The following is a 12,751-nucleotide window of genomic DNA, read 5'->3' as shown; positions in this document are numbered from 1 at the left end:
CCATCGATGGCTTCCTCTCCTTTTTTGGTACTGGCATTTATTTTACAATCAATTTCATCATTTCAAGTTGCTGCCCGCTCTGGAACTGGAGCAGGTATATTCCGGACTGTTTAAAGTCACTTTTGTCAAGGATCAAGTCATTTTTCAATCCTGAATAAGCATTGATTTGTCTGCCTGTAGGATCGAAAATGGCTAGATCAAATGACTTCCCTTCGTCGGCAGGAATTTTTATGGTCAGGTTGCCACCAATCAGCGGGTTAGGAAATAGTGATAGCTGCTCAGTGGCGATCGCTTGTTTGTAGGTTGCAGTTCTAGCCGGGCTGCTTTCGGCTGTCACCAGCCACTGCTGCCAGGTGCTCACCCCTGGGCTTGTGCAGAGCATGTTGTTCCTCAGATATTGATTGTTGTTTCCTTTTAAGGCATAGATTCCGTTGCCATAGTCTACCATTTCGAATTTTTCCCAGCCTCCTATGCTGGTGCGGGTGCAAGTCAGCTCTTTCGTTCCATTTTCAGAGCTGACATAGAGCCCGTTACTGCCCTTTAGGGCTACCAGGCCTCCGCCCGCATCTATGATTTCAAATTTTTCGTTGTTGCCTACTGTACCTACTACAGACATTTTGTTGGGGTCCTGTATGCTCATATAATTGAAACTTCCCTGATTTTGGAAGGAAACAAAAGAAGTCGCACTGGTTACATTCAGGTTTTGGTCTACCACGAATCTGTTGGTCGTCCAGTCTCCGTTGACATCACGCAGCAGGGCACGCAGGGTATACCCGTCGGCTACAGCCCAGTCTGGCGACTGGTTGATCGTAAAGTTGGCGTCACCGGTACCCTGGTTTATTGTCACCTTTTCACTAGCAAGCCAGGTGCCACTCCCCGGGGCTAATACCGCTACGATGAGATCAGCCGATGATGCAGCCGAGTAGCTGACCGTTACATTCAGGGGGTCACCAGTTTGCACCGAGGAGGGAGCGTTGGTGATTGCTAACGAATCCGATGGAGTAGCTATCACATCAAAAAGGGTAGACTGGTAATCGATGTTGGAGCTAAAGTCTCCTCCTATGGGCCGAATGGCAATACCGAGTTTGTAGTCATTATCCACCGACCAGCCAGCACCTTGACTTACGGTTAAAGTGATCGTTCCAGAACCGTAAGCTACGTTTTTGATGTCATTGGCTAGCCAGGTACCAGTTGGCGAATCCACGATTGCAACTACCTCCAGGCTGGTAGAAGCGGTGTAATTCACCTCTACAAGAAGGTCTGCTCCGGTGACTACTGAGGTAGGAGCGTTTACAAAAGTGACCGTACCGGTAGGGGTATCGTCTGCCGGTGTCCAGTCAGCTCCAGGGATCCATTTTACTCCGCCTCTTTCATAGGCCCCAATGTCGGGAGCGGAGCCAGAGTAGCCATCGGTATATCCAGGGATGGTTGTCCCTGCGTCCACCAGATAACTGCCACTGGCAGGCACAAAGTCAAAGTTGGCAAGATTTGTAAATGGGTCACTGGCATTGATGGTGTTTTTGGCATGAATAGCAGTGCCAATCCAGGGACCAGCACTAGCGTAGTTATTTATAATCACTACACTGTCCATAGTATAGCCGTTTTCCCAGCGGCCCATACCTTCCGATACGGTATAGATCGAGTTGTTGTAAAACTCCAGAAACCAGTTGTCCCAGTTGATTTGCAACCCAGTCCAGGAGACATTATATACCACATTGTTGTATACCTTATATCCCTTGCTGTGATTGTCCAGGTAAATTCCCGCCACCTTGTAGCCGGCATGCGGCGCAGGAGTAGAGCTATGAAACCAGTTGTGATGTATTTCTGAGTTTTTACGGTCAGCATTCCCTACCGTGTAAAAGACCCCACCATCCGCGTTGATCTTCATTACATCGTAGACATCATTGTAGGCCACTACTGCGTCTTTCCCACTGACATATATACCGCTTCTACCACCCTTATAAATGGTGTTGTTTTCAATAATAGCTCCCGGGCAATTGATTCGAATGGGTTCGGCATGTATACCCAGGGTGTTGAAATTTCTGATGATGTTGTTACGAATGTCGATGTTTGTGGAGCCCTTCCATGCGGTAAGCATGGATATGCCATTTGCAGTGCCATTTTCGATCAGATTTCTTTCGATCAGCGTATTCGATCCTTCCACAGTAACGGAGCCTCTACCGATTTGTGCATCTGTATTATCCAACTCGTCCAGAATAGGGATGCCATGCCGGATGGTTGAATTTCTAATGGTATTGTGATTTCCGGTGACCAAAACAATACCGCCAAAAGTTTGGATACCATCGATCACGATATGATTGGTGGATAACTTGAAGGTATACTGCCTTGCTCTGTATTCACATTCACCCGCTGAAGGGTTTACCGTACCGGGTGCTTTAAAATATACAGTTTGCGTGGATGCATTGTAATAATACTCCCGTTCGATATCCAAAGCGTCCTTACTGTTGAAAAGGTAGAAAATACCCTTATGGCCATTTCTGGTAATGGTAGGGTTGTGCGGGTTGAAGGGCCATTTGCTGATATCTACGGCTGTGAAATTGACTTGAGAGGTGCTGGCTGACGTAATTTTTCGCGTCCAGCTTGTTCCAGAATGCCCGCCCAGGTACCATATGTAGCCATCAGACCAGTCATAGTTTGGGACACCTGAGTACGTGATGCTTGAAGCCGATCCACCGGAAATGTAATTGGCATCCGGTGTATAGGGGTCATTGTCTGTATTGTTTGGCCATCTGGCCAGCTCCATCATGTCTCCATCATAAAAGAGCGCATTGTCTTCTATGCCTAGCGGGAGCGTGACGTTTGCCCGATAGATCCCATTGCCATCGAGTGTCCAGGTGTTGATTTCTTCATTGGCAGAAACGATGACTTTTTCGCCTGCCGCCGCAGTGAATGTTATCGGGCTGCCTGAGCTTCCGCTATTGAGCGGCTCGACCGTTTCGCGATAAGTGCCGGCATGGATGATCACCACATCACCGGCCTGGGCCACGTTAGCTGCTTTTTGTATAGTCAAATAGGGACTTGCAGCACTGCCGCTATTGGAGTCATTGCCATTTTTAGCCACGTGTAGGTCTGTGGCGTATACCGTTGCGATCAGCATGGATAGCAACATGAATGAAAAAGCTTGTTTGATCATTTCTAGTCTGGTTTAGGTAAAGAATAATTAGGTTTTGAAAATGTGAAAATTGTAAATACACCCTCTTTTTTGCGCGATGTATTGCAGTACGTTTAATTCAATATATGTTTTATTGATGAAGTGATAATTAGGATTGTGATCTACACCCGATATTGAAAAGTATATACCCCTGATGCCAAAAACGGCCTGACAGGGGGTAAAACGGGTCATTAGATAGACGATGAAATAGACGAATGAAGCACAGCATTGGAGCTATCGTGTTCAGCGCATGGTTCAGTGTGTGTCTAGGCGGGTAAAGCACTTATTGGGCACTACAGACCTTATTTCTGGAATTGATTTCGCGAGTAATGTATCTTATGTTAAGCTGTGTTAGGTGGTGTTACCTAATGTTAACAAGACGAAATCACTCATCATCAAACTCGAAAAGTTGGCTGCAAGCGGCCGTAAGACGGCTGCAGAAACCGTAAGACGGTTGCAAAAGCCGATCAGATACATGTAAAATTCAATTTTGTTAGCTGAATTTTAATTTGACGGTGGTAGTCGGTCTTGAGATTTGAAGTGAAGGAATTTTAGGAGCTTGAATTAAGGGCTGGCCACTAGTAAATTGAAATTTGACGGTTGTAAAATGCCTGTAGATTTAATTTTACAGTGGAAAGTTGATAGAATTTACAAAAAGTCTGATGTCGTCTCGCTTCAGATAGAAATTGAAGCATTTTAGATGCAAGTATTTTTGAATTTGATGGTTGTAAACTCCCTTTAGGTTTGATTTTACAATTATAAGTCGATTGAATTCCCCAAAAGCCAGAGATTGCCGTTAATCAGATGGCCATTGGTGTCATTTAGAGGCCTGTCATGGCCGCTCAGTTGCTTGTAAATGGCTGTGAGATGGCTGTAAATCCTTTTCAGACGCATGTAAGTGGCCATAAGACGGCTGCAGAATGGAAAAGTTGGTTGTAAGCGGGCTTCAGACGGCTGTAGAATGAAAAAGACGGCTGTAAATGCGATTTAGACGGTTGCAGCGGCCGTAAGACGGCTGCAGAATGGAAAAGTTGGCTGTAAGCGGGCTTCAGACGCTTGCAGCATGAAAAAGACGGCTGTAAATCCTTTTCAGACGCTTGTAAGCGGCCGTAAGACGGCTGCAGCATGGAAAAGTTGGTTGTAAGCGGGCTTCAGACGGCTGTAGAATCAAAAAGTCGGCTGTATATCCCTTTCAGACGATTGCAGCGGCCATAAGTTGGCTGCAGTGAGTAAAAGTTGGCTGTAGGTAGCATGAAAAAGGCTACCTCAAATCAAATTGAGATAGCCTGAAAATGTTTTAAGGAGCTAGGTTGGTTGCGTTTTATTCGTCCACCAGCTTCCAGGTGCGCACCCAGTCGTATTTTGTAGTTCGTTTGTCTTCAGAGCCGGTTTTTAGGATGTTGTTCTCATCTATTGGGTTCCAGTCATAGGTCTCTATCGCCATGGTAATGTGCCCTTCCAGGTCAAAATCCGTTGGTGGCGTGATCGTATAAACGTATTCACCATCCAGGTAGAAGAGGATCTCGGTAGGAGACTTCCACCAGCATCCGTAGACAAAGAATCTGGAATGGTTTTTCTCCTCCAGGTCTTTCTTTTTAGGAGCACTTTCACTTTCTGCTACATCACAGCTGCGGGCATGCCTCCAGGTGTTGGAGTGGTAGGTAGCGTCCCATTTCTGAGCCCAGGAGTGCGTGCCCTCATGCACTCTGCCCACACATTCTTGTATGTCCAGCTCCAGTTTGCGTTTGGGGCCGTTGTTACAATTTTGGGTAAAAGCAATCCAAAAAGTAGAAGACATCACCGTAGCGTTGGCTTGCATGCGGCACTCATAAAACTGCCCAGGGACGGCTTTTTCTCTTGATCTCAAAATGGCCCCGCCATGCGTCCAGCTTTTTCCTTTAGCTGTTTTCGGTTGGTCATATTCTAGTACGGTCACACGGAGGTTGCCATCGGCTACAGCTACATTTTCGGGATCAAAGAGCGCCGGAGGTCTACCATACCACCCAAACGGATCGGTAGCAGGGTCGTTGTGCCATTTAGAACCGTCCAGTTCAGGGCCGTCAAACTCGTCAGATAGGTTTTCTACCAAAACCCACTTTTTTCCCTCCGGAGCGATGTTGCCATATACATAGGGTTTCGTGACATCATCTGTGGCTTCTCGGGTTACTGTTACATCAAAGCTGCAACTACTGGTATTTCCTGAAGCGTCAGTGACCACAAAGGTGTTCGTAGTGGTACCTTCTGGAAAGATTTCTCCTGATGCTAATCCTGCAGTTTGCTTCGTAATAGCACCTTCGTTGTTGTCAGTGCCTACTGGAGTGTTGTAATCCACGGTAGGTTCCTCATCCAATGCGCCAATCGAGAGCATGATGTCCTCCGGGCAGCTAATTTCCGGACTGATTTCATCGGTGATTTCCTGTTCCTTTTCAGGCATATTTCCATCGTCTTTACATGCTGTACATGTCATGGTAAAGAGAATGGTTGCCAGCAGGCTTATGTTTCTGAGTCGGTTCATGTTCATAGAATATTATTTGATAGTCGGATGTGATATTGACAAAGTAATGCCAGCACACTAAAAGGTATGGGTGGTAAACTATGGCTAAATACGGGGTGTAACAACAGGATTCGCATTCGATCCTTCAGCATTGCTAAAATTCAAAAGTCAACTCGATCACGATCGGATCATCGTCATTTCCAAAATAGTTTTCTGAATGACCCTGTGGACCCATGGTGATCGGATCTTGAAATTTTGTACCAATTGGCGGAATGTTTTTCAGGAATGATATATCTCCTTCTGGGAAATTGACGGTTGTTCGGTCCTTGTTGTCTTTGCTGGGTGGCTGAGGTGTAAGCATGCGCAAAAAAGTGTGTGGCGAGTGGCAGTAGACCGTAAAGCCATTGTCGTTGTTGCCTTTCACCTGTGCCCAGTATAAGCTGGAAAAATACCCTTTAAACTCGGGGTAAATGAAGCCAGACTCTCCAGTCACCGTGTTGTTGTAGTTGTTTTCCCACACCTGAAATCGGGTGCCTTTCATTCGGTTTCGCCACACCCGGTATGGTCCGTCTCCGAGCCATTTCATGCCTGCTACTTCACTTTCAGGATAGGAAAAGGTAATGCCTTTGAAGCCTTCCACTATTTTCTTGCCCTTGATCTCCACATGCAGGTCCAGCAATCCGTCTGGATAGACGGTCCAGCGGATAATGTCTGCGCTGAGTTCTTTGTGGCTCGCCCAGTTAGGGGACTTGTCGGTCATTTCATAGACGACTTTGATTTCCACTTGATCTTTTGTAGGGTTCACTTCCAGGGATTCTATTTGGTCAGTATGCTCCAATATGATGGGGCCATTGTTAAAAGGGATTTCATTGCCGTCTTTCTCTACTTTCAAAAGAATGCCGGTCTCATGGGAGAATGTGTATTGAAAATTGTCTCCTAACACCAGGATAGTGCCTCCTTTTACTTTAGATTTTATCTTGCCCTTTGCTTCGTGGCTGATCAATTCAGTATTCAGCTCCTTTGGCATCTGTACCGGGTAAGTCCAAGTGAATATCTCCATTCCGTGCTTGTCAGTGGCCGTCAGATGTAGTGCATCTGCAGCCTGCCAGTTGTGGGATAAGTCAACTTCGAATGTTCCTTTTTCCAAAGGCTCCAGTGCTGGAAGTTTTACCCGACTCTCTACCAGCACCTGTGACTCGCTATCTGTAGCTATACCAGGGTACTTGACCCACTGTGAAGTCATGGTACACTCGGAGAGGTTGGTGAAATGGTAGCGGTTTTCTACCCGAAATATTCCGGTAAAGCCTTCACGTATGTAGCGGTCTTCTATATAGATCGGTGACCAAACCTCCTTGATGGTAAAGTAGCTGGCTTCTTTTTCGCCGTATGGCCCCACTATCCCATCTGCAGCATGGTTTCCGTCTGTATCCAGGCGCCCGTCCTGATCGGTGCGTACCACAGCCTCATCAGCAAAGTCCCACAAGAAACCCCCAGCTCCATTGGGGAGGTCCCACATCTGCTGCCAGTAATCTTCCAGTCCGGCACCGTGTCCTCCATCATAGAGGCCATGAAGAAACTCCGTAGGGAAGTAGATCTTGTCTTTGGCATACGCATCATAGGCAAAGACGTGATACTGTGGATAGTGCATGGTGTTCATCTTGCCGAAGATGTTCCAGGGATGAATCACTTCACGCTGTTGGATGTCCCAGATGGCATAGTCATCATCCAGTTCCGTGTTCCAGCCTGTTTCGTTGCCATTGGCCCACAGCAGTATGGAAGGGTGGTTGACATCTCTTACTACCGTTTCTTTGACTATTTTTTCGCCTACCTCAGTATCCAGATGAGGGCTGTGCCAGGTACACACTTCATCGATCACAAACAGTCCCAGTGAGTCGCAAACGTCTAAAAAATGCACGTCAGGGGGGTAATGTGACATACGCACCGCGTTCATGTTCATGTCTTTGATCATGAGGGCGTGCGCTATACTTAGCGCCTTTGATGTCGTTCGTCCGGAAGAGGGGTAAAAGGAATGCCTGTTGACTCCTTTGAATTGGATGGCCTGGCCATTTACATAGATACCATCTCCATCTCGTACTTCCACCGATCTAAACCCGATGCGCTCAGTGGTCGTGTGCAGGGTATTGCCTTTTTTGTCGTGCAGTGAGATCACCAGCTGGTACAGGTTGGGGTTTTCTGCATCCCAGGTTTTAATACCTGTGGCAGTGGCTGACACAGTCCATTTGGTTGGTGTTTGTTCCGTTTTGTCTACACTCAGATACGGATGATCATTTCCGTGGAGGTCCTGCAGTTTCAGCTGTACGCTCCTGGCAGATTTGGCTGTAGTGAAGATGTCCAGATTTAGCTCCCCACTGGCTTGGGCATCTATAGCTACTCTACTGATATGTTGTTTGGGCAAAACCTCCAGGTATACCGGCCTGTAGATGCCCCCAAAGATCCAAAAGTCTGCTTGTCGCTCGGCGTGGTTGATAGACTCATTGGCTGAGGCCTTGTTTACTTTTACTTCCAGTACATTTTCTGCTCCGTAGCTGAGTAATTCCGAGATGTCATAGCTAAACTCATAGAAAGCTCCCTGATGGATGGGGCCGGCAAGTTGTCCATTGATCCTTACTTCCGCATCAGTCATCACCCCTTCGAAGGTGATCTCCACCACTTTGTTTTTCCAATCGGCAGGTACCTCAAAGCTATGTTTATATAGCCCATATTCATTTACGCGCTCTTCGAACGGATCCTTGCCATAGTTGTAATGACCATACCCTTGCAATTCCCAGCAGGAGGGTACTGCAATCGTGGACCACTTTCCGCTATTTCTGCCGTCCGAACAGAAAAACTCCCAGTTTACCGTGTGGTCTTTGCCAGTGCCTGATAAGTAATGCCTAAACGTTTGAGCATCGTGTATTTGACAAAATATAGTATGTTGGCCAAGAAATAGCCCAAAGGCAAAAAGGAGGAATGTTCGTGTAGATTGATGCATAGCTTAGCCTGGGTTTTGAAAAATGAAATTAACAGCACAAATGAATAAGATGAAGTTATTAGTTGGTGATTTTAACCCCACTTTAACGGTAGTTATAACCGTTCAAAAGGCTGTTTTTGATTGATACAAGAGGATATGAGTGTGTTGTCAGATGAATCCAAAAGAAGCCTGGTAGATAAGATTATCAGTAGTTCCGTTTTCAAAAACGCTCCGACTAGTTCCGGGTTGTTGCGCTATTTGGTGGAAGCTCATATTGGCAAAAGGTCACTGAAAGAAGGGATAATCGATATAGAATTTTTCAATGGACGACCGGACATAGACAAGAGCAATCCTCGCGTGCGAGTCAATATTTACAACCTCCGAAAAAAGCTTGGCGATTATTATGTGACAGAAGGTGCTGATGACTCGGTAAGGTTGGTGATTGAAAAAGGTCAGTACGATGTGACCTTTCAACACTCCCGTAAGAAAGGGTGGAGCCCGGTTGCGTTAAAGCGCAATGGGATATTGCCCTACCTGCTGGTAGTTGTATTAGGAGCAATGCTCCTGGTGGATGTGCTGCCTGCACATCAGCCACCGATCTGGAAGCCATTTTTTAGGAATGATCAACAGACAAACCTCTACATAGGCGATGCTTTTGGGGTGACGGGCAAGACCATTACTCAAGGGTATGGTTGGACGCGCGATTACCAGATCAACTCCCTGGAAGAATATTATGAGTTGGTAGAGCGCAAACCTGAGCTAAAGGGGCAGATAGAGCCTGTAGATTTCAATTATTCTACTCGAATGGCTGAGCACGCAACCCATTCGCTCGCCAGGTACTTTACAGAGGCAAATGCTGAATTTGAGATTCGCTATGCCTCCCGTGCTTCTTACGCCGACATCAAGTCAGTAAATGCTATCTACGTGGGCCGATTAAACAATCAAGAGAAATTTACAGAGATGCTACACAAGCATACAAGTAAGGTCAGAATAGCCAATGGTAAGCTGATGCTCAAGAATATTGAAGGACTTGGAGGACTTGGAGATACCACTATTTTTACTGCTACCAACGCCACGTATACCGACCATGCAGTGGTAGCGCGCATGCCCGGCCTAAATGGCACCGAGCAGTTTTACTTTTTTTCCAATCACGATATTGGGGTGATGGCTACTGTCGAGTATTTTACCAACCCAGATTCAATTGCGTCCTTTACCAATCGATACCTGAATGACGGACATTATTTTGTCGCTGTATTTAGAGCGAATGGTAGGGAGCGTGTCAATTTTGAGCTGACTCCTATCTGCGTAACACTCTTGTGATAGGTGCTCCTATCTTTATCTGCCTCAGGCTACTTCCTTTTTTGAGCTCTATAGACCCTCCAATTTCTCTGTGAAAACCTTTGTGTGAAAGGAATAGCTAAAACCTTCCAAATGCCACCACGAGCAGTATTGGTCAGACTTAACTCCCCGTTAATCCCAACTGCGAAAACGATTGCTCAACAGCTCCTTGTGTAAACTTATAAATTTCATTTTGTAAACAACTGAATCCAACAATGGAGATTATTCCCAATACTGTTTAGTCACAGTCAAGTTTGCTTTCTGAAATCTAACCAAAACCAATACACATATGAAAAATTATGATACACTAAAGTGCAATCAGAGGGGGCTTTTACCCGCTGTTCTTGTGCTATTTTGTCTTTTGACCTCCACTTTGTCTTATTCGGCAACAGTAAACTTAAATGACTTTTGGGATGGGACCGCAGGTAACTTAGCTGCAGCGTTCACTAGTGCGCAGAATGCGGCCGGAACTAACGGAACCATTTTGTTAGGAGCCCAGACCTACAATACGACAAATCAAATAACGATTACTAAAACGGTGACGATCAAAGGAGCGGGAAAAAACAGTACCATAGTAAAAGCGACAGGCTCTTTGCCGAACGGGCTAATTCAGGTTGATGCTGACGGAGTGACTGTTGAAGCCCTGACCATAAACTGCAATGGAAATGCGAAACATGCCATCAGGACTGGTAAAAATAATATTCCCGGATCCTCCAAAGACCTGAAATGCATCAACTTAAATGTCCAAAATCACAAGAGCAAGGGCATATTTGCAGGATATGGTAATATCCTAAATGGACTCTATGTGGACGGATGCGATTTTTTCTCGGATTATGACAATGCTTATCCCCACATTATGATTGCCAATAGAAAGTGGAACCAGGTACCAGCTCCAGAAATCGATCCTTTTACAATTAAAAATAGCACGTTCGCGGGTAAAGGGGGCGGAACGCTGAATGCGGCAAATAGTATCGAATTCGATGGAGGAAATGATGATGTCAACATCGCCACTGACTTAAAAGGTTCGTTGATCACCGGATGTACGTTCGAAAAAACAGATAAGTGGCAGATCAGCTTTGTGGAATGCATCAATGCGTCTATTACCAATTGTATATTCAAGGGCACTACCGGTGCTCAAAACTTTGCCCAGCCCATCCACCTGGAGCAACTGGTTGAGAATATTTTGATCGAAGGGAATCAAATCAATCAGAGCAACAGCGGAGGAGATCATATCTGGTCTGGTGGTAGTGACCAGGGCACCCCGATTGCTGGACCTTCCAACTGTATTATCAGAAACAATGTATTTACTGGGGTCGCCAGAAGTGGCTATTTCGACCGAATCTCTACGGCTGCTGACAACAACATCATTGAAGACAATGATTTTAGCAATGCGACATTCACCGGTTACGCAGTAGATATAAAAGGAAACAACAATGACGTGAACTGCAACGAAGGCTTATCAAGCTCGCAAGTTCGGTTTGAAGGCAATGGCAATTCATTTACTCCTTATTCGTCATCATGCCAGGGTGGATCAGGAGGCAGTACGACGATTACAATCGCTAGCTCACCTGCAAGTGTAGTCACTGGAGAAAGTTTTGACGTTACGGTAAATTATCAATCTTCTAGCCAAAATGAAGTGGTGGCCATCGTAAATGATCCGTCCGGAACCTGGCTTACTAACGATAAACAAACTGTATCAGCTGGTTCAGGGTCGGTAACCTTGACACTTTCTCAATCTACCGCTTGGGCGGTAGCGAACGATTACAAACTTGGAGTAGCTATACGTCCGGTAGGTGGGAATTTCGGATCAAATATTGACTATAAGTCCACGCTGTTCGATGTTGTCTCAGGGAATTCGACTCCAACAAATTTCGTAGAAAATCCAGGCCTAGAAACTGGAGATTTAACATCATGGACAGGGTTTGGTACCAGGACGGTAGTTACTAACGCAGCTAGCGGTACCTATGGGGTAAAGGTAGACGGGGCAGGAAGTCATGTTCAGGTGATCACTGGCTTAACACCAAATACTACCTATACTTACTCAGCCAATGCTAAAGTACAGAGCGGAAGTTCGGTGGGTTTAGGTGTGAAAGAGTACGGAGGAAGTGAAATAAGCAATACGATTACTTCATTATCATATACTCAATCAAGTGTAACGTTTACCACAGGGTCTTCGAACACCACTGCGAAGATTTTCTTCTATGTGGCTACTGCTGGAAACGTAGCTTATGGAGATGATTTCAGCGTGGTGGAAGGTTCAAGTGCGCGATTGGGGGATGAGGGAAAAACTGATCAAGAGATCATGGTTTCTGAAGTTAGTGCTTTTCCTAACCCATTGTCAGGTCAACATGCTAAGATTTTGCTTCCAGAAAACGTGATTTCTGAAATTAGAATATTCAACCTTTCGGGCACGATGATATTTAGCCAAAGCGCTTCTGGAAGTTTAATAGTTCCTTATAATACGTTTGGTTCAAGAGGGATGTATCTGATTCAAGTTCAGACTGAAAATGGCATTCAAAGCTTGAAACTACATGTAGAGTAAAGCTAGAAGCGGTTTTGTCACCCAGGATTGATCATCTTGCTCAATTCATGAATTTAAGGCCCGGAGCTGTTCCGGGCTTTTTTATGTGTGCCATGCACACTTTCCTCTACCTCTAGGGTGAGGTTGAGTTTTTTTTTTAAACCAAGTCCCGAACGAGCCCAGATGGAGTGGAATCGTTAGCTGAAGGCAAGGGTGTCCTGAGTAATTGGGAATCCAAAGGAAGCTTAAGGCAAA

Annotated in this window: 5 protein-coding genes; 2 read left to right on the top strand and 3 right to left on the bottom strand. The window is 45.7% G+C overall.

The genetic code is table 11. From position 1 onward, the window contains the following. Window positions 1-37 precede the first annotated feature (37 nt). The 3 genes from C7460_RS15905 to C7460_RS15895 form a co-directional block, all read right to left on the bottom strand. Window positions 38-3,154, bottom strand: coding sequence for a right-handed parallel beta-helix repeat-containing protein (locus C7460_RS15905; RefSeq protein WP_115869118.1), 3,117 nt, complete (start codon window positions 3,152-3,154; stop codon window positions 38-40). A gap of 1,339 nt (window positions 3,155-4,493) precedes the next feature. Next, on the bottom strand, window positions 4,494-5,687 hold the full coding sequence (locus tag C7460_RS15900) for an HYR domain-containing protein (RefSeq protein ID WP_245986404.1): 1,194 nt from the start codon (window positions 5,685-5,687) through the stop codon (window positions 4,494-4,496). Between the two features lie 133 nt (window positions 5,688-5,820). Further along, on the bottom strand, window positions 5,821-8,658 hold the full coding sequence (locus C7460_RS15895; RefSeq protein ID WP_115869116.1) for a glycoside hydrolase family 2 protein: 2,838 nt from the start codon (window positions 8,656-8,658) through the stop codon (window positions 5,821-5,823). Between the two features lie 135 nt (window positions 8,659-8,793). Here C7460_RS15895 and C7460_RS15890 point away from each other — a divergent pair, with 135 nt between their 5' ends. Together C7460_RS15890 and C7460_RS15885 are read left to right on the top strand one after the other, a co-directional pair. Then, window positions 8,794-9,957: a hypothetical protein gene (locus C7460_RS15890; RefSeq protein ID WP_115869115.1), complete on the top strand. Its 1,164-nt coding sequence runs from the start codon at window positions 8,794-8,796 to the stop codon at window positions 9,955-9,957. Window positions 9,958-10,264: 307 nt separating this feature from the next. After that, entirely contained in the window at window positions 10,265-12,517 is a 2,253-nt protein-coding gene (locus C7460_RS15885; protein ID WP_115869114.1) for a carbohydrate binding domain-containing protein, read from the top strand. Window positions 12,518-12,751 lie beyond the last annotated feature (234 nt).

Source organism: Marinoscillum furvescens DSM 4134, assembly GCF_003386095.1.
Classification (GTDB): Bacteria; Bacteroidota; Bacteroidia; order Cytophagales; family Cyclobacteriaceae; genus Marinoscillum; species Marinoscillum furvescens.
This window is presented reverse-complemented; position numbering and strand designations above follow the sequence as displayed.

Coding starts and splice junctions, on each gene's coding strand:
- C7460_RS15900 (WP_245986404.1), bottom strand. CDS start 5,687: ATGAACCGACTCAGAAACATAAGCCTGCTGGCAACCATTCTCTTTACC.
- C7460_RS15890 (WP_115869115.1), top strand. CDS start 8,794: ATGAGTGTGTTGTCAGATGAATCCAAAAGAAGCCTGGTAGATAAGATT.
- C7460_RS15895 (WP_115869116.1), bottom strand. CDS start 8,658: ATGCATCAATCTACACGAACATTCCTCCTTTTTGCCTTTGGGCTATTT.
- C7460_RS15905 (WP_115869118.1), bottom strand. CDS start 3,154: ATGATCAAACAAGCTTTTTCATTCATGTTGCTATCCATGCTGATCGCA.
- C7460_RS15885 (WP_115869114.1), top strand. CDS start 10,265: ATGAAAAATTATGATACACTAAAGTGCAATCAGAGGGGGCTTTTACCC.